This window comes from Arthrobacter sp. LjRoot78, from assembly GCF_964254335.1.
Classification (GTDB): domain Bacteria; phylum Actinomycetota; class Actinomycetes; order Actinomycetales; family Micrococcaceae; genus Arthrobacter.
Map to the genome: position 1 here is coordinate 4,461,120 of NZ_CAXUTG020000001.1, position 20,806 is coordinate 4,481,925.

Genomic DNA, 20,806 nt, shown 5'->3' on the forward strand with positions numbered 1-20,806 from the left:
TTCACATACGACGACGGCGGCGCCTCCCCAGCACGGGAGGCACCGCCGTCGAACTTCCTGGCGGAGAGTGCTCCGCGGTTACTCGGCTTCGACCGCTGCGGCGACAGCGGCGGAAACGGCCGGGGCGACGCGCGGATCCAGCGGGCTGGGCACGATGTAGTCGGCGGACAGCTCAGGCTCGGCCAACGCAGCGATGGCGCGTGCCGCGGCGAGCTTCATGGCGGGAGTGATCCGACGGGCACCGGCATCCAGCGCGCCCCGGAAGATTCCCGGGAAGGCCAGCACATTGTTGATCTGGTTGGGGAAGTCGCTGCGCCCGGTGGCCACCACGGCGGCGTAGCGGGAGGCGACCTCGGGCAGGACTTCGGGGTCCGGGTTGGACAGCGCGAACACGATGGAGCTGTGGTTCATGAGCTTCAGGTGCTCCTCGGCGAGCTGCGAGGAGGAGACGCCGATGAACACGTCGGCGCCGAGCAGGGCCTCGCCCGGGCCGCCGGTGATGCCGCGCGGGTCGCTGCGCTGCGCCATCTGGGCCTTCTTGCTGGCGGGGTCGGCGGCGATGTCCGCACGGTCCTTGTTGATGACGCCGCGCGAATCCAGCAGGACGACGTCCCGGATACCGGCGGTCAGCAGGATTTCGGCGACGGCGATGCCTGCGGCACCCGCACCGGAAACCACGACGCGGAGTCCTTCAAGTTCGCGGCCGGTCACCTTGGCGGCGCCGGTCAGCGCGGCGAGGACCACGACGGCGGTGCCGTGCTGGTCGTCGTGCATCACCGGGCAGTCCAGGGCTTCGATGAGCTTTTCCTCGAGCTCGAAGCAGCGCGGGGCGGAGATGTCCTCAAGGTTCACGGCACCGAAGGAGGGGCGCAGGCGGACCAGGGTTTCCACGATTTCGTCCACGTCGGTGGTGTTGAGGACCAGCGGGATGGAGTCCAGGTCGCCGAAGGACTTGAACAGCGCGGACTTGCCTTCCATAACAGGCAGGGACGCGCTGGCGCCGATGTTGCCGAGGCCCAGCACGGCAGTGCCGTCGCTGACCACAACCACCAGGCGCTGGGCCCAGGTGAGGGTCTTGGCAAGCTCCGGGTCGGCGTGGATGGCGCGGCTGACCTGGGCAACGCCCGGCGTGTAGGCAATGGAAAGATCGCGCTTGCTGGCCAGCGGGACCGTGCTGGAGATGGACAGCTTGCCGCCCTGGTGGGCCTCGAAGATCTCCTGGTCGGTCAGTACGGTCGACTGCTCGGCGGAGGCGGAACCGGCGGAAATGCCGTCAGCGGGAGTGATGGTTTCAGTGGACACTTCGTTGTCTCCTGGGGCTAGCCGTGGGCGCACGGCACAAATGAGGCTCAAGCACATAGGAGGCTCAAGATGGGCTGGCTGGAACTTCTGCGGCCCAAGGGATGGCGGGACCGCGGTGAGGCTCCTGCAAGGTACGGGCTGCTAGCCACTCCGGTCCTGCAATGGTAAACAGACGCGCGGCGGCCGAATGGACACTGGGCCGACCAGTGACTGTGATAAAACGTTTATTCACTGGTTTACGTGATCCACGTCACAGGAATATGCCACCAAAAGCCTCGTATTGGTCTAGGCCAGTTACGCGTCGCTACTGGAGAACGCTCTCCCCACGGGCCCCTCGTGAACTAGCACCGGGTAAGAAGCGAGCAGGCTTTCTTCAGGTCTTCCTCGGCCTCGAACAGCGACAGCCGGCGGCAGCGGACCGCCTGCACCAGGCCGGAGACCGTCAGCAACAGCACACGGGACTTGGAGGCGTCGCCGCTTGCCACCGTCACGGCCTGCTCGGCAAGGGCGTCGATCTCCCGAAGGAGAACCGTGGTGTCCTTGTCCTTCAGGTAGACGCCCTTGCTCAGGCACTGCTCCACCGCCGGCTGCATCAGCCGCATGTGAAAAATCTCCATCACCACCCCCGCCAGGGAGTGCAGGCGGCTTCCGTCCGACTCCGGCCAGCTTCCCACCTGCAGTTCGCCCAACTGCTTCCGGTAGAGCCCCAGCATCAGGTGAGTGGGGGACGGAAAATACCGGTAAAGGGTACCCAGCGGAACGTTCGCCTTGTCCGCGACCTCGGACAGGCTCACGGAATCCAGCCCTTTCCGGGCAAATCCGGCGGCGGCGTCCAGGATCCGGGCATAGCGGATCTGCTGTCTGGGCAGGGTCGGCGGCGCAGCCATGGGGGGAAGATCTGAATTGAGTTCAAGCATCAGCAGCGTTCCGGGAGTGGGTTTCGTACAGCGGTCAGGCGATCCCCATCAGAGCACTGCCGCAGCAATTCGAGTCCACTATACGGCACCGTTCTTGGCGCTTATTAGTCAAAACGGTGTGCTCCGCTGCGGCGCCGCGGAGCGGTTGACTTCAGGCCACTCCCTTGATCTTCACCACGAACACCGCGCCCAGCAGGCCGATCACTGCGGCCGCGGAAAACAGCGTGACGTAGCCGCCAAAGTACTGGATGGACAGGAAGGCGATCGCCGGCGCGAACACCTGCGGCAGGGAACTGGCAACGTTGATGACCCCCATGTCCTTGCCACGGTCCGCCGCTTGCGGGAGCACCTGTGTCAGCAGCGCGAAGTCCACCGCCAGGTACGCCCCGAAGCCGATGCCCAGCACTGCGGCCCCGGCCAGGGCGCCCGGCCAGACCGGAAAAAAGGCCATGATCAGTGCTGCCATGGCGATGGTGACCGAAGACCCGATAACGAACGGTTTGCGTTTGCCCACCCGGTCGCTCCATGGCCCTGCCAGCACCGCCGTGATCATCACCATTGCCGCGTAGATTCCGGTGAGGATCAGCACTCCGAGCGCCGGTTCCTCGTACCCGATGATGTCCCGGAGGAAGAACAGAAGGTACACGATGGTCAGCTGGTTTCCGACGTTCATCAGGAAGCGGGTCACCCAGGCCCAGGCGAAATCAGGGTGCCGGGCAGGGCTGATCCAGAAGCCCCTGGCGAAGGATTTCCACTGGAACGGCGGGCGGTCGGAACGTGGCAACACGGGATCATTCCGGTGAAACAGGTAGGGCAGGATGGACAGCAGGAGCGCTGCGGCGCAAAGCCAGTACCCCACCATGTAGTTTCCTGAGACGACGGCACCGAAAACGGCGCCGAGAAGTATGCCCACCGTCTGGCCCATCGCTGCCAGGCCGCCGACGGTGGCCCGCTGCGGCACCGGCACGCGGTCCGGGACCGCCGCCGTAATGGCTGCGTAGGCTGCGTTGGCACCGAACTGGACCAGGCACCAGAAAAGGACCATCAATGCCACGGCCGTCGCGCCGGACATGGCCAGCAGCGCAGCAGTGCCCAGGATCGCGCCCGCCAGAACCCACGGGGCGCGCCTGCCGAAGCCAGAGACCGTGCGGTCGGACAAGGCCCCGAAGAGCGGGTTCGCGACCAACGAAACCGCCGCGCCGGCGCTGGTCACGAGGGACAGGATGGCTTCCTTGCTGGGCGCGTCGATGCTGATCGCCTGCTGGCCGATGAACACGTTGATGGGGCCAAAGAAGGCGGCGTTGATCCCGACATTGACCAGCACAAGTCCCGTCACCCACCGCGCGGTGACCCTGCGCTCCGGTTCGGCGAGCGCCGCCGTCGTACGTCCCCCCGGGGATGCGGCAGCGGCGGAAGGATCCGGGACGTGCCCCGGCAGATCGGAAAGGCTCATTGCGGCTCCCCAAGGAACTGATGATAGATGTCGAATCAGACTATCGTGGGCATCACAGCCCGCACGCGGGTTGTCCACAGCCAGTTCCAAGGAGGACCAATGACCGCTTCCCCCGCAGACACCCCCGAAAGCCGCGACACGGCAGGCAAGGCAGGCCTCATCGCGAGCCGCAGCATCAACACGGCAGACCTCTACGACGAACGGGGCGAGGAACTCGATTCCATCGCGCTGCAGTTCCAGTCGCTGGGCGGACTCTCCCACTTCAGCGGACCGGTCCGCACCATCCGGTGCCTTGAGGACAACGCCCTCGTGAAGTCCACCCTGGGAACTCCGGGCGAGGGTGCCGTGCTGGTGGTGGACGGCGCCGGATCCCTGCGAACGGCCCTGATGGGGGACATGATCGCGGCGAGCGCGGTCGCCAACGGCTGGGCCGGCGTCGTCATCAACGGGGCAGTCCGCGACCGTGAGGTCCTGGCCGACCTGCCGCTCGGCGTCAAGGCGCTGGGCAGCAATCCGCGCAAGAGCGCGAAGGAAGGCGCCGGCGAAACGGATGTGGAACTGGAGATCGACGGCGTCGCGGTGCGCCCGGGCGCCATGATCTGGTGCGACCCGGACGGAATCCTGGTGGAGCGCTGAAAAGTTAATTCCTCATTTCGGCGGGGCAGGGGAACAAATCTCAAAGTAAGATAGTTACTGAAAGCAACTATCACGCTTGATTCCCTTTTCTTTGTATATGGAGCAGTCATGTCCAAAACCGCCGCCGGGCCCGTAGCCGGGGACGTCCTGACGAAACGTCAGACCATCACAGTGATGGTGGGTCTTATGCTCGGCATGTTCCTTTCCTCGCTGGACCAGACCATCGTGTCCACATCGATCTACACCATCGCCAACGACCTCGACGGGCTCTCCCTGCAGGCCTGGGCCACCACCGCGTACCTCATCACCTCCACGGTGAGCACCCCGCTGTACGGCAAGCTCAGCGACATCTTCGGACGGCGGCCGCTCTACCTGGCCGCGATCGTGATCTTCCTGGCCGGCTCCCTGTACGCCGGGTCGGTGCATTCCATGACCGAGCTGGCCATCGCCCGCGGCATCCAGGGCATGGGTGCCGGCGGCCTGCTGGCCCTCGCGCTGACCATCATCGGCGACATTGTGGCACTGAAGGACCGGGCCAAGTTCCAGGGCTACTTCATGTCCGTCTTCGGCATCTCCTCCGTCCTCGGCCCGGTGGTGGGCGGCGCCTTCGCCGGGTCCGCCAACATCCTGGGCTTCGACGGCTGGCGCTGGGTGTTCTTCATCAACCTGCCCATCGGCCTCGCCGCGCTGGCCGTGGTGTTCCTCTACCTGCACCTGCCTGCCAAGCACGTCAAGCAGAAGATTGACTACTGGGGTGCGGCCGCCATTACGCTGGCCATCGTTCCGCTGCTCCTGGTGGCCGAACAGGGCCGCAGCTGGGGCTGGACCTCGGCGGCTTCCCTCCTGTGCATCGGGCTGGGCGTCGTGGGCATCGTCGCGTTCCTGCTGGCCGAGAAGCGCGCCGGCGACTACGCCCTGATTCCGCTCCGCCTGTTCCGGAACCTCACGTTCGGCCTGTCCTCGCTGCTGAACTTCATCATCGGCATCGGCATGTTCGGCGCCATCGCCATGCTCCCGATGTACCTCCAGCTGGTCAAGGGCCTCACCCCCACCGAGGCCGGCCTGATGATGATCACCTTCACCGTGGGCATCCTCACCGGCTCCATCACCGCCGGGCGGACCATCTCGGCGTCGGGCACCTACCGGATCTTCCCCGTCATGGGGACGGCCGTGCTGACCGCAGCCGCCGTCGTTATGGGCTTCTCGCTGGGCGTCGACACCGGGCTCTGGGTTCCGGGCGTCATCGCCGTGTTCTTCGGACTGGGCCTGGGCTTCTGCATGCAGCCGCTCACGCTGGCCATGCAGGTTTCCGTCCCGCCGAAGGACATGGGCGTGGGCACCTCCTCCGCCGCGTTCTTCCGGTCGATGGGCGGCGCCGTGGGCACCGCTGTCTTCATCTCCATGCTGTTCAGCATGGCCGCGGACCGCATCGCCACGGGCATGAAGGACGCCCTGCAGAACGCCGACTACCTGAAAGTCCTGAAGGATCCCGCTGTTGCCGCCGACCCCGCCAACGCCAAGCTCTACGAGTTCTTCCAGAACGGGGCCACCAACGATTCCCTCAACGACACGAGCTGGCTGCACACCGCCAATCCCGTGCTCACCCGGCCCATCACCGAGGGCTTCGCGCAGTCGATCGACGCCGTGATGCTCACCGCCGCAGTACTCACCGGCATAGCCTTCCTGATCAGCTTCGCGCTGCCGAACAAAAAGCTGACGGACCCGAAGGCTGCTTCGAAGGAAGCGGTGGCCGCACACTAACCACCTCGCGTCCGTTGAATACGTCACGGCAGGCAGTCTTTTGGACTGCCTGCCGTTTCGTTTCCCCGGAAATCCGGGACAACACGGCGCCTGGCCCGGCAAAAGCCTGCGCTGCCTGACGCGCCGGAGTCAGACCGGGACACGACGACGGCGGAAACACCCGCCGTAGTCGTCCCTCCTTCCCGAAGTGGAACCTCACAGCGTGAAGTGGCACACTGTTTAGCGCGTGTGCGCCGGCCAACAGGGCCGGTTCCGTGGTCAACGATGTCCGCACAGCCAAAACCCAACGCGTCAAAAGCCCAAGGGAGATCCATGTCCACATCCAGCACTGAAGGCCGCCCTGGCGTTCCCCGCAAGGTGATCGGCCTCGCAACCGCGGGAGCAGTGGGAGGGTTCCTCTTCGGCTTCGATTCCTCCGTTGTCAACGGCGCCGTAGACGCCATCAAGTGCGAATTCGCCCTGAGCGAGGCCGTCACCGGCTTCGCCGTGGCCGTCGCCCTCTTGGGCTGTGCCGCCGGCGCCTACCTTGCGGGCAAGGTGGCCGACAAGTACGGCCGCATTCCCGCCATGAAGCTCGGCGCCATCCTGTTCCTGGTGAGCGCCGCCGGCACCGGCTTCGCGTTCGGCGTCTGGGACCTGATCTTCTGGCGACTGGTGGGCGGGCTCGGCATCGGCCTGGCCTCGGTCATTGCACCGGCGTACATCTCCGAGATCTCGCCCCGGCACGTCCGCGGCAGGCTCGCATCGCTCCAGCAGCTTGCCATCACCACCGGTATTTTTGCCGCCTTGCTCTCCGACGCCGTGTTCGCCAATTCAGCCGGCGGCGCGGATGAGCCGCTCTGGCTCGGCATCGACGCGTGGCGGTGGATGTTCCTCGCCGGCGCCGTGCCCGCGGTTGTGTACGGCTGGATCGCGTACACCCTGCCGGAATCCCCGCGCTTCCTGGTCTTTAAGGGCAAGGAGGACGAGGCACGCAAGGTGTTCCAGACCATCGCCCCGTCCGAGGACACCGACCGCCACATCCGCGAAATCCAGTCCGCCATCGAGGAAGACAAGCTCGCAGGCCAGAAGGGCTCGCTCCGCGGCAAGGTGTTCGGACTGCAGGCCGTGGTGTGGATCGGCATCACCCTGTCCGTGCTGCAGCAGTTCGTCGGCATCAACGTGATCTTCTACTACTCCACCACGCTGTGGAAGGCCGTGGGCTTCCAGGAGAAGGACTCGCTCACCATCTCCGTGGCCACGTCCGTCACCAACATCCTGGTCACGCTGGTGGCCATCGCGCTAGTGGACCGGATCGGCCGGCGCCCCATCCTGCTGGCGGGATCCGTGGGCATGGCGGTTTCGCTGGGTGCCATGGCCCTGGCCTTCGCCTCAGCCACCGGCTCGGGCGAAGAGATTTCACTGCCCGGCGCCTGGGGACCCGTTGCCCTGGTGGCCGCGAACGTCTTTGTGATCAGCTTCGGCGCCTCCTGGGGCCCGCTGGTGTGGGTTCTGCTGGGAGAGATCTTCCCGTCCCGGATCCGCGCCCGCGCCCTTGGCCTCGCCGCGGCAGCACAGTGGATCGCCAACTTCGCCATCACACTGAGCTTCCCCGTAATGGCGGCAGGTTCGCTGCCGCTCACGTACGCCATGTACGCCCTGTTCGCGGCGGCATCGTTCTTCTTCGTCATGTTCAAGGTGCCGGAGACCAACGGCATGTCCCTGGAGCAGGCGGAGACGCTGTTCGTGCCGAAGGGGACCGTCAAGGTCTAGGCTCCGACCTCCGTACAAAAGCGCCGGCACCGAGCTCGGCACACCGCGCGAGCGGACAGATAAGGCCCACGTTCATGGAGAACGCGGGCCTTATCTGTATCTTCGCCCGGAACTAGAGCGTGAGTTTCATGCCCTCATGGCTGGCGGCGAACCCCAGGCGTTCGTAGAAGCGGTGGGCGTCCTTGCGCGACTTGTCGGTGGTGAGCTGCATCAGGGCGCAACCCCGGCCGCGTGACTCCTCCGCGGCCCAGAGGACCATGGCGGCCCCGATACCGAGGCCACGCAGTCGCGCTGACACCCTGACGGCTTCGAGCTGGCTGCGCCAGGCACCGCGGCGGGAGAGGCCGGGGAGAAAGCTCAGCTGGAACGTGGCGACAACTGCCCCGGCCTGCGCCCCCGTCTCCACGAGCTCGCCAACGACCAGAAGGTGGGCAGGATCGCCGTCGATCGCCTCGAAGGCACGCTCGTACGGAGCCATCTCCGAAATGTCCTCGCGGGTTGCGCCCAACTGGTCGTCCGCCAGGAGCCCGAGTATTTGGGGCAGGTCTGCCTGTGTGGCGTGGCGAAGGCGGAAGGTCCCGCCGTCGACGTCGAGGGTGAGCAGGGCGGGCGGGTCATGTTGCTCTGAAGTCACCCGCCCAGCCTGCCACAGCCAATGCTCTCTCACCTTTCGCGCGGAAACCACAGACGCTCTCTCACCTGGCGTTCAGAGGTGAGAGAGCGTCTGCGAAAACCGGACCGGATCTGAGAGAGGGTCGCCGAAAAACCGACGGAAAGTGAGTGAGGGTCGGCGCTGGGAGGTGATGCTGGCCCTAAACCTTGGCTTCCGCCTTGACCTCTTCCACCAGGGCCTCCACAGCCGCGAAGAGCGGGTGATCGGCGGTCAGACCGGTCACCTTTTCCGTGGCTTCCGCAGCCGTGGACGATGCGACGATCTGCGCCAGCTCGGCAGCTTCGGCGTCTGCGGGGTCGTTGAAGCGCAGCGCAGCCGCAATGGCCCCCAGCAGCGCCTCGGGCACGATTCCGCGTTCGGCCAGCTCCGCCGCCGGGCCGATGAACCGCTCGTGCCGGCTGAGTTTGCGCAGCGGCGCCCGCCCCACCCGATTCACGGTATCCGGCAGGTGCGGGTTGGTGAACCGGCCAAGGATCTTCTCGACGTAGGCTTCCTGCTCCTCGCGGTTGAAGCCGTGCTTGTGGATCAGCAGCTCTTTGGTTTCGTCCAGGACGGCGCGCACGTCGGCGGCGACGTCCTGGTCCGCCATCGCCTCGGAGATCTTGCCGAGCCCTGCCTCGAACCCGAAGTAGGCAGCTGATGCGTGGCCGGTATTGACCGTGAACAGCTTCCGCTCAATGTACGGCTCCAGGTTGTCCACAAACGTGGCACCCGGAATGACCGGCACATTCTCCCCGAAGGGCGTGCGGTCGATGACCCACTCATAGAACGTCTCCACCGTGACATCCAGGCCCTTGCCCGGCTCCTGGTTGGGGACGATCCGGTCAACGGCCGTGTTGGCAAACACGGCCGCGGCCTCGAGCGGTCCGGCGGCGGCGTCCCACTGCGCCGCGACTTCGTCCCGCAGGATGTCGGTGGCGTTGATGGCGTTCTCGCACGCCATCACCTGCAGCGGAGCCAGCCCTGCTGCCCTGGCGGCGATGCCCTTGGCAATCACCGGCGCCACGAACTTCAGGATGTGCGGTCCCACAGCGGTGGTGACCACATCCGCCGTCGCGATTTCCGCCACGACGTCCGCCTCCTGGGTTCCCGAGTTGAGCGCCCGGAAGTTGTCCACGGTACGGACCGTGGGGTTGTCCCCCACTTCGTGGACGTCATAGCTGTCCGCGGCGGCGAGCTGCGAGATCAGCTCCTCCGCGACGTCGGCGAACACGAGCTCGTAGCCTGCCTGGTGCAGCAGCAGGCCCACAAAGCCCCGGCCGATGTTCCCGGCCCCAAAATGAACAGCCTTCACTATGCGTTGACCTTTCCGAACAGTTCCAGCACTTCGTCCACCGTGGTGGCCGCCTCAAGCTGTGCCACCTGCGCCTTGTTGGTGAAGACCTTCGCGATGGAAGACAGGATCTGCAGGTGCTCGTTGTTGATGCCGGCAACGCCCACCACGAACTTGACCTCCTTGCCGTTCCAGTCGATGCCGTTCGGGTAACGGATCACCGAAACCGCGGACTTCATGATGTGGTCCTTGGCGGCGTTGGTGCCGTGCGGAATGGCCAGGAAGCTGCCCATGTAGGTGGACACGGATTCCTCACGTTCGTGCATCGCATCGATGTAGCCGCTGTCCACGGCGCCGCGGTCCAGCAGCAGCCGGCCCGCTTCGTCGATGGCGGCGTCACGGGTGGTGGCCGTGCCGTTGAGGATCACGCTGTCGGCCACCAGGATGTCCGACGGCGGTGCGGCTTCAGCAGCTGCCGGGGCGGCGGCCGCGGCAACTGGCGCCGCAGCTGCGTCAGCCGTTCCTTCGGTGTTGCTGCTCTTGACCAGCTCCACGATCTCGTCGTATCGGGGGCTGTTCATGAAGTTGTCCACGGATACGTGCACGGCGCTGGCTGTAGCCGGCTTGGCCCGTTCGGTCAGGTCCTGGTGGGTGATGACCACGTCGTAGGTGTCGCTCAGGTTGGCAATCGCGGAGTTGGTGACCTTGACGTCGGGGAAGCCGGCCGCCTTGATCTTGTTCCGCAGCACCGAAGCGCCCATGGCACTCGAGCCCATGCCGGCGTCGCAGGCAAACACGATGTTCTTGATGGGTCCTGCCATCACGGTGGTGGTTGCCCCCGCACCGGTCAGGGTCGAGGAGATGGAGCTCTTCTTGCCCTTCATGGCTTCCATCCGGGAGGTGGCGGCGCCCAGGCTGTCCTCCTCGGTTTCACCGACGGGAGTCTTGCTGGCCTTCAGGATCACCGAGGCGATGAGGAAGGACACTGTGGCGGCGAGCAGGACGGACAGTGCAACCCCGAAGTAGCTGTCGCTGGCGGTCGCGGCGAAGACGGCGAGGATGCTGCCCGGGGCTGCCGGGGAGCGCAGGCCGGCGCCGGTGAGCACCAGCGTGAAGATGCCGGTCATGCCGCCGCCGATTGCGGCGAGGATGATGATGGGCTTCATCAGCACGAATGGGAAGTAGATTTCGTGGATGCCGCCGACGAACTGGATCAGGGCGGCGCCGGGGGCTGACGCCTTGGCCAGGCCCTTGCCGAAGATCATGTAGGCAAGCAGGATGCCCACGCCGGGGCCGGGGTTGGCTTCGAGCAGGAACAGGATGGACTTGCCGTTTTGCAGGGCCTGTTCCGTGCCGAGGGGCGTCAGGATGCCGTGGTTGACGGCGTTGTTCAGGAACAGCACCTTGGCCGGCTCGATGAAGATGCTGGTGAACGGCAGCAGCCCGTTGGTGACGAGCCATTCGACGACGGCGCTGGCGCCGTTGCTGAAGGCCTTCACCACCGGACCGATCACAAGCATGCCGAAGATGGCCAGCGCCGCTGCCACGATGCCTGCGGTGAAGTTGTCGATCAACATCTCAAAGCCCGGCTTGACCCGGCCTTCCCAGACCTTGTCCAGCTTCTTCATGATCCATGCGGTCAGCGGGCCCATGATCATGGCGCCGATGAACATGGGGATGTCCGTACCGACGATCACACCCATGGTCGCGGCAGCGCCAACAACGCCGCCTCGGACGCCGTGGACCATGCGGCCGCCGGTGTAGCCGATGAGAAGCGGAAGCAGGTAGGTGATCATCGGGCCAACAAGCTTGGCCAGTTCCTCATTGGGAGTGAAGCCTGCCGGAATGAAGAAGGCCGTGACGATGCCCCAGGCGATGAAGGCGCCGATGTTGGGCATGATCATTCCGGACAGGAACGTCCCGAATTTCTGGACGCCAACCCGCAGGCTGGTACGGGGTTTTGCAACTGTCTCTGTTGCCATGTGATTTCCTAACCGTGATTCCTGCTGCACCGCAGGATGGTCCGATATTTTCGACGACTTAGCTGGTGGAACTGGTGGAGATCCGGTGGAGCCATTCGAGAAAGAGCTTGAGTTCCGAGCTGGAGAGCTGATCCGAGTGCGACGCCTGAAGAGCGGCGTTCAGGGCGATTGCTGCCACCACGACCGACGACTTCCCGGAGTCTTCCGGAGTGCCGCTGGCCTGCTCCGCGGACACCGCGAAAATCATGGCGTCGCGGGTCATGGTGGATAGTTCAAGGTTGCGTTCCGCGGCAGGCTCCGCAATCAGCATGAGCGTCACACCCACGTTGGCCGCCAGAATGCTTCTGGCTGCCTCACGTGGCTGAACGTTGAGCTGCCCTGCCACTGCAGCTTTGTTCAGCATTTCCTCCATGAGGGCCTCGGCATCGGCAACGATGGCCGGACGGCTCTCAGGACGAATATTGCCAAACATGACCAAATACAGTTCCGGCTGGTTCAGCCCGAACTGGACGTGGTTGTCCCACATCCGCCGGATGTCTTCCAGCGGATGTCCGGACGGCGCGAAGTCGCGTTCTCCGGCCACGTACTCTTCGAAACCCGCCGCGACGACGGCGTCGAACAGCCCTTCCTTGTCACCGAAGTGGTGATACAGAGTGGGAGCTGAGACGCCTGCCAGCTGGGTGATCTGGCGGGTTGAAACGGCCCCGCCCGCCGAATTTGCCAGCAGCTCGGCGGCTGCACGCAGCAGCCGAACTTTGGGCGGAAGCTGGCCATCGAAACTCATAACCGCTACCCTAGCACCTATAGCAACGCTATATGAAGTGCATCACATACAATTTTTTCAGGCACCGCAAACGCCGTCCGACGTAGCCGTTGCGACGGTCCGGGCATCCGCCCGGGCAAACGAACGGCGGGGCCTGCTTACCGGCAGAGAATGAGGACCTTCAGTGCAGAACTTCCCAGGAGTAGGCGTCAGCCCCGGCCGCATCATCGGCACCATCCGCCAAATGCCCAAGCCCATCAGCGAACCGCCCGCGGGAGAGCAATTGCCCGCAGGAGTCACGGCCGAGGACGCCACCGCCGCCCTCAAGACGGCGTCCCAGGCTGTGCACGACGAACTGAAGGCACGCGCCGCCCACGCCACGGGTGACGGCAAGGCAGTCCTGGAAGCCACGGCACTGATGGCCAAGGACACCATGCTGATCAAGGGCGCGGCCAAGCTGGTTGCCCGCGGCGTCTCGAGTGAGCGCGCCATCTGGGAGTCCGGCTCCTCCGTTTCTGAAATGCTTCACAACCTGGGCGGCTACATGGCCGAGCGCGCCACCGACGTCCTGGACGTGCGGGCCCGGATCGTCGCCGAGCTGCGCGGCGTGCCCGCCCCCGGAATCCCCGCCTCCAACACGCCGTTCGTCCTAGTGGCCGAAGACCTGGCGCCGGCCGACACCGCCACCCTGGACCCGAACAAGGTGCTGGCACTCGTCACGGCGGGCGGCGGACCCCAGTCGCATACAGCCATCATCGCCCGCTCGCTTGGCCTGCCGGCCGTTGTGGCGGCAGTCGGTGTGGACCAACTCCCGGACGGCATGGAAGTCTATGTGGACGGCGCGGCCGGCACCATCACGGCCGAGCCCGACGAATCCCTGCGTGCCGCGGCGGAGGCATGGGCGGCCACCGCGTCCCTGCTCGCCGAATTCAGCGGCACGGGTGCGACGGCGGACGGGCACCTGGTGCCCCTCCTCGCCAACGTCGGCGGCGGCAAGGATGCCGAAGCGGCCGCGAAACTGGGCGCGCAGGGCGTAGGACTCTTCCGCACCGAATTCTGCTTCCTGGAACGGGACACCGAGCCCTCCGTGGAAGAGCAGGCCGCGGCCTATAAGAGCGTCTTCGATGCGTTCCCGGGCAAGAAGGTTGTCCTGCGGACGCTCGATGCCGGCGCCGACAAGCCGCTGCCGTTCCTGACCGACTCCACCGAGCCCAACCCCGCCCTGGGCGTCCGCGGCTACCGCACGGACTTCACCACGCCCGGCGTCCTGGACCGCCAGCTGGAAGCCATCGCCCTGGCCGAGAAGCAGTCCGAAGCTGACGTGTGGGTCATGGCCCCGATGATCTCCACGGCGGAAGAGGCCGCGCGCTTTGCCTCCATGTGCGCCGACGCCGGGATCAAGACACCCGGCGTGATGGTGGAGGTCCCCTCTGCCGCACTGACCGCCGAAGCCATCCTGCGCGAGGTGGGCTTCGCCAGCCTCGGCACGAACGACCTCACGCAGTACGCCATGGCCGCCGACCGGCAGCTCGGCCCGCTGGCCGCACTGAACACTCCCTGGCAGCCCGCCGTGCTGCGCCTCGTCGGCCTTACCGTGGAAGGCTCGCGCGCCGAAGGCCACAACAAACCCGTGGGCGTCTGCGGCGAAGCGGCAGCGGATCCCGCCCTCGCCGTCGTGCTGACCGGGCTGGGAGTCACCACACTGTCCATGACCGCACGCTCCCTGGCGGCCGTGGCCGCCGTGCTCAAGACCGTCACGCTGGCCGAAGCGCAGGACCTGGCCAAACTGGCGCTGTCCGCACCGAGCGCCACCGAAGCCCGGGCCTGGGTGCGCGAAAAGCTGCCCGTCCTCAACGAACTCGGCCTCTAACGGCCGCCGCCCACCCATAACCCCTTCAGGAGAAGCAATGCCAGAACGTACCGCAACCATCGCCAGCCGCTCCGGCCTGCACGCCCGCCCGGCCGCGCTCTTCGCCGAGGCGGCCGGCAATGCCGGCGTCGACGTCACCATTTCCATGCAGGGTGAGCCGGCGGACGAAGCCCTCGACGCCGCCAGCATCCTTTCGCTCATGACGCTGGGGGCGGCCAAGGGGGACGTCGTGGTGCTGCGGGCCGACGGCGACGGCGCGGACCAGGCGCTGGATTCTTTGGTCGCGCTCCTGGAGACGGACCTCGACGCCGAATAGCGCCGCCGGTTCCCGGATCACCTTACAAGCCGGCTCGCGCGGGGGCGCTAGGATTTCCGCATGGCACTGATTGCTCCCCGCGTGACCGCCGGGCTCCCCGGCGATGAAGCCCTGAAGCTGAAGCACGCCCTTAACGACAGCCACGACATCACGGTGTTCGTGGACGGCACGGTCCACCGGCTGCCGCCCCAGGCGCGGGACGCCGTCGTGGATCTCCTGAGCCGCTTCAGCCGCGGCGAAGCCGTCACGGTCAGCAGCGTTGAGGAAATGCTGACCACATCCCAGGCCGCTGAACTCGCCGGGATTTCGCACACGTACCTTCGCAATATGACGGACCGCGGGGAAATTCCCGTCGAGTACCGCGGCACGCACCGGCGGATCAGGCTTGCGGCCGTCATGGAATGGCTGGAAACGCAGAAGAAGGCCAAGGCGGCCGGCCCCGACGAGCGGGTTTGATGTAGCGCCGGACGCAATTTGTGAAGCAGTGATAAGGATCAAGCAACGATCCCCGTTCTTCGCCAAAACGCCGCAAAGGCCGGGGTTACCCTTTATTCGTGGGTAAGTTCAGAGGGTGGCATATTGTGGCGGGGTTCGCCGCCATGCTGCTGACTGCCGCCCTCGGAAGGGTCATGGGACTGAATGACACGGCCGCTTTTACGGCGAGCTGCGTGGCCTTCGTTGCGGTCTCCAAGGGCCTGGAAAGCCACCTTGCCCGCCGCCGCCGCGAAGCTGCCGAGCGCGACGGCGGGTCGTAACAGCCGGGCGTAGTGGCCAAACCCCGTGCCGCATTCCAGCCCACGTCTGAACGGTGGATGGCCATTGACACCGGGCTGGCCCTCTCACCAGAATTGTTAGCGATAACACAACCGCCGATGGACGTTGGTCCGGCGCGAAAGGGATGCGATGCGCACTGAGGCCAGCGAACTGCCCGGACTGGACAGCCACACAGTCAGCTCCACCATGACCCGCGGCGCCGCGCCCGAACTGAACTGGGCCGGCAATTACCGCTACACGGCGGCTGCCATCCACCGCCCCCGCACTCTCGAGGAAGTCCAGGACGTGGTGGCTGGCGCCGCGAAGGTCCGCGCACTCGGCTCCCGGCACTCCTTCAACGACATCGCCGACTCCCCCGGATCCCTGATTTCCCTGGAAGACCTGGACCCGGGCATACGCATCGACGCCGCCACGCGCACCGTCACGGTATCCGGCGGGACCCGCTACGGCACGCTCGCGGAAAAGCTGGAGAGAAACGGCTTTGCACTGCCCAACCTCGCCTCCCTTCCGCACATCTCCGTGGCCGGCGCCATCGCAACCGCTACCCACGGCTCCGGGGATGCCAACGGAAACCTGGCAGCCTCCGTCGCCGCGCTGGAAATCGTGGCAGCGGACGGAACCGTCCACCAACTCAGCCGGGGCGACTCGCCCGACTTTGACGGCGCCGTCGTGGGCCTCGGCGCACTGGGCGTGGTCACCAAGGTGACCCTGGACATCGAACCCACGTTCATGGTCCGGCAGGACGTCTTTGAAGCGCTTCCGTGGGAGATGGTGCTGGAAAATTTCGACGCCGCCACCTCCAGCGCCTACAGCGTCAGCCTGTTTACGGACTGGAGCGGGGACGCCCTCCCGCAGGCCTGGCTGAAGAGCCGCGTGTCGGGTCCTGATGCGGCCGGAGTTGGCCTGCCGGCGCACCGCGGCGGCACGTTCTTCGGTGGCACGCGCACCACGGTTGCCAGGCACCCGCTGCCCGGGGTCTCGGCCGAAAACTGCACAGAACAGCTCGGAGTCCCCGGGCCATGGTCGGAGCGCCTTGCGCACTTCCGGATGGCGTTCACGCCCAGCAGCGGCGAGGAACTCCAGAGCGAGTTCTTTGTCCGCCGCGAGGACGCCGTTGCCGCCATTGCGGAACTGCGCGCCCTCTCGGACCGGATCACGCCGCTGCTGCTCGTCTCCGAAATCCGCACCGTGGCAGCCGACAGGCTCTGGCTCAGCACGGCTTACGGCCATGATTCAGTGGGGTTCCACTTCACCTGGAAGCAGCGGCAGGCCGAAGTGGAGGTGGTACTCCCGGTGATGGAGGAGGCACTGGCACCGTTCAGCGCCCGGCCGCACTGGGGCAAGCTGTTCCATGCGGGCGCCGATTCGCTCGCACGGCTGTACCCGCGCTTCGCCGACTTCAAGGACCTTGCCGAGCGGATGGACCCGGAGCACAAATTCCGCAACGACTTCCTGGCGCGGAAGGTCTTCGGCGGGTAGTGCGTGGGAGCTGGACTGGCGCTCGTCCACATCCGTAGTCGGCTAAATCCGGGGCCGTCCGGACCAGCGGCGTGCCTTGAGCGCCGCGTGGAGTTCCAGCCGGACCATGCCTTTCAGCGGATCCACGCCGAGTACCTGCCGGATGCGGCCAAGCCTGTTGTAGATGCTGCTCCGGTGCAGGTGCAGCTTGGTGGCGACGTCCTGCACGGACCCGTCGTTGTCGTACAAAAGTTCCAGGACGGGGAGCAGCTCGCCGTTGCGGTCGTGGTCTTCGAGGATGCGCGAGTAGACGGAGCCGGCGTCGGCCCATGCCCCGGCGCCACCCCCGGCCGAAGCCAGCAGCTGGTAGACGCCCGTGGCCCGGCAGTCCACCAGCTCGCCCAGCTGGGGGTCCACGGCGGCGGCCTGGGCAGCCTGCCTGGACTGGGCATACGCGTCCGCCAGTTCGCGCGGCTTGGCGAAGCCTTCGCTCGTGCCGAGGATGATCCGGCGCACCGGCCGGCCGGACCGTTTGGCGAGTTCAAGCTGGTAGTGCACCAGCACCTGCGCGTGGGCCGCACGCCCGGTGGATTCCCGGAACAGGACCACCGCGTGTGTTTCCGTGCCTGCGCTGAACAGCGCCGCGTCCACGCCAATGGTGGCCTGCAGCGCCGCGGAGCGATGGATCAGGGTTGAGGCGATGGGATCGGATCCCTCCGCCCAGCCGTCGGCGTCGAGCACGGTGACCAGCTGCCACGGACCGCGCCCCTGCACTTCCTTCCACCCGCCCACGGCGGCCACCGCGTTGGCTTCGCCCCGGCATGCGCTCAGGAACTCCTGCTCCCTGCGGCGCCTGAATTCCGATTCGGCGGTGTTCGACTCCAGGAGAAGTCCGGACAGCAGCTCCAGTTCGTCCCGGACGCCGGGCAGCTGGGTGAGGATCGCCGTCGCGCTTTGGTCTTCGATGTCCTGCTGCACCCACAGGTAGCCCACGCGGAAGCCGCGCACCAGCAGCGGGACGCAGACGCGTCCGAGCATGCCCAGCTCCTCATTGGCGGGGACGACGACGGGACGCACCGCCGTCGCGATCCCGTGCGAGAGCTGCCACGCCTTTACATCCGCCGGCACGCGCTTACTGAGCAGGAAGTTCACGCGGACGCGGTCCGCGTGCGACTGGTTGGAGCTGTAGGCGAGCAGGACGCCGTCGAGATCCTCCAGCGAAAGTCCACGGCCGAGCTTCTCGGCCACCTGCTCAACGAGCTGTTCCACATCCTGCTGGTGCATGGTGCCACCTTACTGCCCGGCGCCGCCGGAACGTGAACGGACACCAGGCGACACCTGACGCTTCACCGCTCGACAGATGTCTAGGCAGCGAGGGGGAAAACCCTTGAAACAAGCGGAAGTTGCCTTATCCGAACGACGGCGTCGTGTCGGCTACCTCACATGCGGATTTATTCTGGAAGTACCAGATTCCCCCGCACGTCCGGCCCACAAAGCCCACCAACGATGGAGCCCAAGAAATGATCATCGGCGTCCCCAAAGAGATTAAGAACAACGAATTCCGCGTGGCCATCACCGCCGCCGGAGTCCACGAATTCCGCACCCACGGCCACACCGTGCTGGTGGAACGCGGCGCAGGCCTGGGCTCCGGAATCACTGACGAGGAATACGCCATCGCCGGCGCCGAAATCGTCATCGAAGCAGATGACGTGTGGGCCCGCGCTGACATGGTCATGAAGGTCAAGGAGCCCATTGCAGCGGAATACCACCGCTTCCGCAAGGGCCTGATCCTCTTCACCTACCTCCACCTGGCCGCCGAGCCGGAACTGACCCGCGAGCTCATCAACTCGGGCGTCACCGCGATCGCCTACGAGACCGTCCAGGAAGGCCGCACCCTGCCCCTCCTGGCCCCGATGTCAGAAGTGGCCGGCCGCCTGTCCGTCCAGGTCGGCGCTACCTCGCTGATGGCACCCGCCGGCGGCAAGGGCGTCCTGCTCGGCGGCGTCCCGGGCGTCCGCCCGGCCAAGGTCGTTGTGCTCGGTGCGGGCGTGGCCGGCACCAACGCCGCCGCCATGGCCCTGGGCCTCGGCGCCGACGTCACCATCCTGGACATCAACATCAACCGCCTCCGCGAACTCGACGCCCAGTACCAGGGCCGGCTCAAGACCGTGGCGTCCAACAAGTACGAGATCGAAAAGTCCGTGGTGGACGCCGATCTCGTGATCGGCTCGGTGCTGATCCCGGGGGCCAAGGCACCCAAGCTGGTCACCAACGAACTCGTGTCCCGGATGAAGCCCGGCTCCGTCCTCGTGGACATCGCTGTGGACCAGGGCGGCTGCTTCGAAGACACCCACCCCACCACGCACCAGGAACCCACGTACAAGGTCCACAACACCATCTTCTACTGCGTGGCCAACATGCCCGGGGCCGTTCCCAACACGTCCACGTACGCACTCACGAACGTGACCCTGCGCTACGGCGTGGCCCTCGCCAACCTCGGGGTAAAGGCCGCGTTCGAGAAGGACCCCGCACTGGCCGCCGGCCTCAACATTGCCGCCGGCCACGTGGCGCACCACTCGGTCTCCGAAGCGCACAACCTGCCGCTCGTAGCCGACTGGCACGAACTGGTCTCTGCATAGTCCTTAGTTCGTCCCGCTGCGCTGGACGACACACATCCTCGGCGTGCTCGCTCCTTCGTCGCTTAGACGCACGCTGCCGGATGTCTGTCGTTCAGCGCAGTTTTGGTTAAGCTCTATGCGTCGCCAGTTCGCGTGCCTTTTCTATTAATTTCAGGACCTCGATGGGGCCTGCAGGGTCTACTGGCAACGGCAGGGGCGAGCCGGTGCCGCCGTCGTGGATCTTGTCCGCGAGTAGCCGGTAAAACTCCGGGTAGGCGCCGCGTTCGGTGGGCAGGCGGTCCAGGTGGCCGTCGCGGCCCAGGAGCCCCGCCCAGTCCTTGTCCTCGACGCCGTATTCGGGGTCGAGCGGGCTGCCGCCGGCCACAATGTACGGCTCCTGCGGATCGATGCCGTGCTTGGTGAAGCCGCCCTCGGAGCCCAGGAGCCGGTAACGGGGTCCCTGCTGGGCGCAGAGCATGTTCATCCAGAGGTGGCTGACCACACCCGAATCATGTTGCAGGGCCACGAACACGTCATCGTCGGTCTTTTCGCCCGGCCGCCGGGCGCGGAGTTCCGCGTGCGCCACCGTCGCCGGGCCGAACAGCTGCAGCGATTGGTCGATGAGGTGGGTTCCGAGGTCGAAGAGCACCCCGCCGCCGTCGTCCGCCGTGGCTTCCGCTTTCCAGGCCTTCGAGACCTCCGGGGACCAGCGTTCGAACCGCGACTCGAACCGGGTCACGCTGCCCAGCACGCCGCCTTCCAGCAAGCCCTTCACCGTCAGGTAGTCGCCGTCCCACCGGCGGTTCTGGAACACGGTCAGCACCCGCCCCAGCCGGGCGGCAAGCTCCAGGAGTTCCTGCCCCTCGGCGCTGCGCACCGCAAAGGGCTTGTCAACGACGACGTCGAGTCCCGCCTCCAGCGCGGCCTTCGCCAGCGGGTAGTGGGTGGCCGGCGGCGTCCCGAGGACCATCAGGTCAAGGTCATCGGCCAGCGCCAGGATGTCGGCCGGGGTGTTTACGAGCCGTGCGGCAGGGTAGCTGCCGGACGCATCGGCCTGCCGGCCGGCGTCGGACGTTGAAATAACGTCCAGCGAATATGACGGATTGGCGGCGATCAGCGGCGCGTGGAACACGCGGCCGGACAGGCCGAAGCCGGCGACCGCCGTCCGGATCGCGCGCTTGCTCGGGCCGGTGTCGGGGGTTGCTTCTGTGCTCATGGTTCCAACGCTACCCCCGCACGCTCGGAGGGGACGGCGAAG

Annotated in this window: 18 protein-coding genes; 9 read left to right on the forward strand and 9 right to left on the reverse strand. The window is 66.2% G+C overall.

Annotated elements, in window-relative coordinates:
* Positions 1-78 precede the first annotated feature (78 nt).
* The 3 genes from ACSQ1X_RS20720 to ACSQ1X_RS20730 form a co-directional block, all read right to left on the reverse strand.
* Complete coding sequence (locus tag ACSQ1X_RS20720; RefSeq protein ID WP_436059109.1) at positions 79-1,302, reverse strand: NAD(P)-dependent malic enzyme; 1,224 nt, start codon at positions 1,300-1,302, stop codon at positions 79-81.
* A gap of 341 nt (positions 1,303-1,643) precedes the next feature.
* Positions 1,644-2,219 (reverse strand): TetR/AcrR family transcriptional regulator, encoded by a 576-nt coding sequence (locus ACSQ1X_RS20725; RefSeq protein ID WP_436059110.1) that lies wholly within the window; start codon positions 2,217-2,219, stop codon positions 1,644-1,646.
* A gap of 151 nt (positions 2,220-2,370) precedes the next feature.
* Positions 2,371-3,672: an MFS transporter gene (locus ACSQ1X_RS20730; RefSeq protein ID WP_436059111.1), complete on the reverse strand. Its 1,302-nt coding sequence runs from the start codon at positions 3,670-3,672 to the stop codon at positions 2,371-2,373.
* A gap of 99 nt (positions 3,673-3,771) precedes the next feature.
* Here ACSQ1X_RS20730 and rraA point away from each other — a divergent pair, with 99 nt between their 5' ends.
* The 3 genes from rraA (at position 3,772) to ACSQ1X_RS20745 (ending at position 7,821) form a co-directional block, all read left to right on the forward strand.
* The gene (rraA, locus tag ACSQ1X_RS20735; protein WP_436059112.1) at positions 3,772-4,308 is read left to right on the forward strand and encodes a ribonuclease E activity regulator RraA; all 537 of its coding nucleotides are present in this window, start codon (positions 3,772-3,774) and stop codon (positions 4,306-4,308) included.
* Positions 4,309-4,416: 108 nt separating this feature from the next.
* Complete coding sequence (locus ACSQ1X_RS20740; protein WP_436059113.1) at positions 4,417-6,069, forward strand: MDR family MFS transporter; 1,653 nt, start codon at positions 4,417-4,419, stop codon at positions 6,067-6,069.
* A gap of 312 nt (positions 6,070-6,381) precedes the next feature.
* On the forward strand, positions 6,382-7,821 hold the full coding sequence (locus ACSQ1X_RS20745; protein ID WP_436059114.1) for a sugar porter family MFS transporter: 1,440 nt from the start codon (positions 6,382-6,384) through the stop codon (positions 7,819-7,821).
* Between the two features lie 112 nt (positions 7,822-7,933).
* Here the strand turns inward: ACSQ1X_RS20745 and ACSQ1X_RS20750 are convergent, their stop codons facing one another.
* From ACSQ1X_RS20750 to ACSQ1X_RS20765, 4 genes are all read right to left on the reverse strand, one after another.
* Positions 7,934-8,455, reverse strand: coding sequence for an N-acetyltransferase family protein (locus tag ACSQ1X_RS20750; RefSeq protein WP_436059115.1), 522 nt, complete (start codon positions 8,453-8,455; stop codon positions 7,934-7,936).
* A 178-nt stretch (positions 8,456-8,633) separates the two neighbouring features.
* Positions 8,634-9,788 carry a mannitol-1-phosphate 5-dehydrogenase gene (locus ACSQ1X_RS20755; protein WP_436059116.1) on the reverse strand — a complete coding sequence of 385 codons (1,155 nt, stop codon included), beginning with the start codon at positions 9,786-9,788 and terminating at the stop codon, positions 8,634-8,636.
* The gene (locus ACSQ1X_RS20760) at positions 9,788-11,749 is read right to left on the reverse strand and encodes a PTS mannitol transporter subunit IICBA (protein WP_436059117.1); all 1,962 of its coding nucleotides are present in this window, start codon (positions 11,747-11,749) and stop codon (positions 9,788-9,790) included. Before ACSQ1X_RS20760 ends, ACSQ1X_RS20755 begins: the two co-directional genes overlap by 1 nt.
* Before the next feature lie 58 nt (positions 11,750-11,807).
* Complete coding sequence (locus ACSQ1X_RS20765; RefSeq protein WP_055799851.1) at positions 11,808-12,533, reverse strand: TetR/AcrR family transcriptional regulator; 726 nt, start codon at positions 12,531-12,533, stop codon at positions 11,808-11,810.
* A gap of 163 nt (positions 12,534-12,696) precedes the next feature.
* Between ACSQ1X_RS20765 and ptsP the strand changes: the two genes are divergently transcribed.
* From ptsP to ACSQ1X_RS20790, 5 genes are all read left to right on the forward strand, one after another.
* Positions 12,697-14,382 (forward strand): phosphoenolpyruvate--protein phosphotransferase, encoded by a 1,686-nt coding sequence (gene ptsP / locus ACSQ1X_RS20770; RefSeq protein ID WP_436059118.1) that lies wholly within the window; start codon positions 12,697-12,699, stop codon positions 14,380-14,382.
* Between the two features lie 37 nt (positions 14,383-14,419).
* Complete coding sequence (locus ACSQ1X_RS20775) at positions 14,420-14,698, forward strand: HPr family phosphocarrier protein (RefSeq protein WP_028271476.1); 279 nt, start codon at positions 14,420-14,422, stop codon at positions 14,696-14,698.
* A gap of 60 nt (positions 14,699-14,758) precedes the next feature.
* The gene (locus ACSQ1X_RS20780) at positions 14,759-15,154 is read left to right on the forward strand and encodes a helix-turn-helix domain-containing protein (protein WP_028271475.1); all 396 of its coding nucleotides are present in this window, start codon (positions 14,759-14,761) and stop codon (positions 15,152-15,154) included.
* Between the two features lie 98 nt (positions 15,155-15,252).
* On the forward strand, positions 15,253-15,453 hold the full coding sequence (locus ACSQ1X_RS20785; protein ID WP_436059119.1) for a hypothetical protein: 201 nt from the start codon (positions 15,253-15,255) through the stop codon (positions 15,451-15,453).
* A 148-nt stretch (positions 15,454-15,601) separates the two neighbouring features.
* A complete protein-coding gene (locus tag ACSQ1X_RS20790) occupies positions 15,602-16,951 on the forward strand; it encodes an FAD-binding protein (RefSeq protein WP_436059120.1) in 1,350 nt (449 codons plus the stop codon).
* Between the two features lie 42 nt (positions 16,952-16,993).
* Here the strand turns inward: ACSQ1X_RS20790 and ACSQ1X_RS20795 are convergent, their stop codons facing one another.
* A complete protein-coding gene (locus ACSQ1X_RS20795; protein WP_055799858.1) occupies positions 16,994-18,214 on the reverse strand; it encodes a helix-turn-helix domain-containing protein in 1,221 nt (406 codons plus the stop codon).
* A 236-nt stretch (positions 18,215-18,450) separates the two neighbouring features.
* Here ACSQ1X_RS20795 and ald point away from each other — a divergent pair, with 236 nt between their 5' ends.
* Positions 18,451-19,569, forward strand: coding sequence for an alanine dehydrogenase (gene ald, locus ACSQ1X_RS20800; protein ID WP_436059121.1), 1,119 nt, complete (start codon positions 18,451-18,453; stop codon positions 19,567-19,569).
* Between the two features lie 106 nt (positions 19,570-19,675).
* Here the strand turns inward: ald and ACSQ1X_RS20805 are convergent, their stop codons facing one another.
* Positions 19,676-20,764: a Gfo/Idh/MocA family protein gene (locus ACSQ1X_RS20805; RefSeq protein ID WP_436059122.1), complete on the reverse strand. Its 1,089-nt coding sequence runs from the start codon at positions 20,762-20,764 to the stop codon at positions 19,676-19,678.
* Positions 20,765-20,806: the final 42 nt, after the last annotated feature.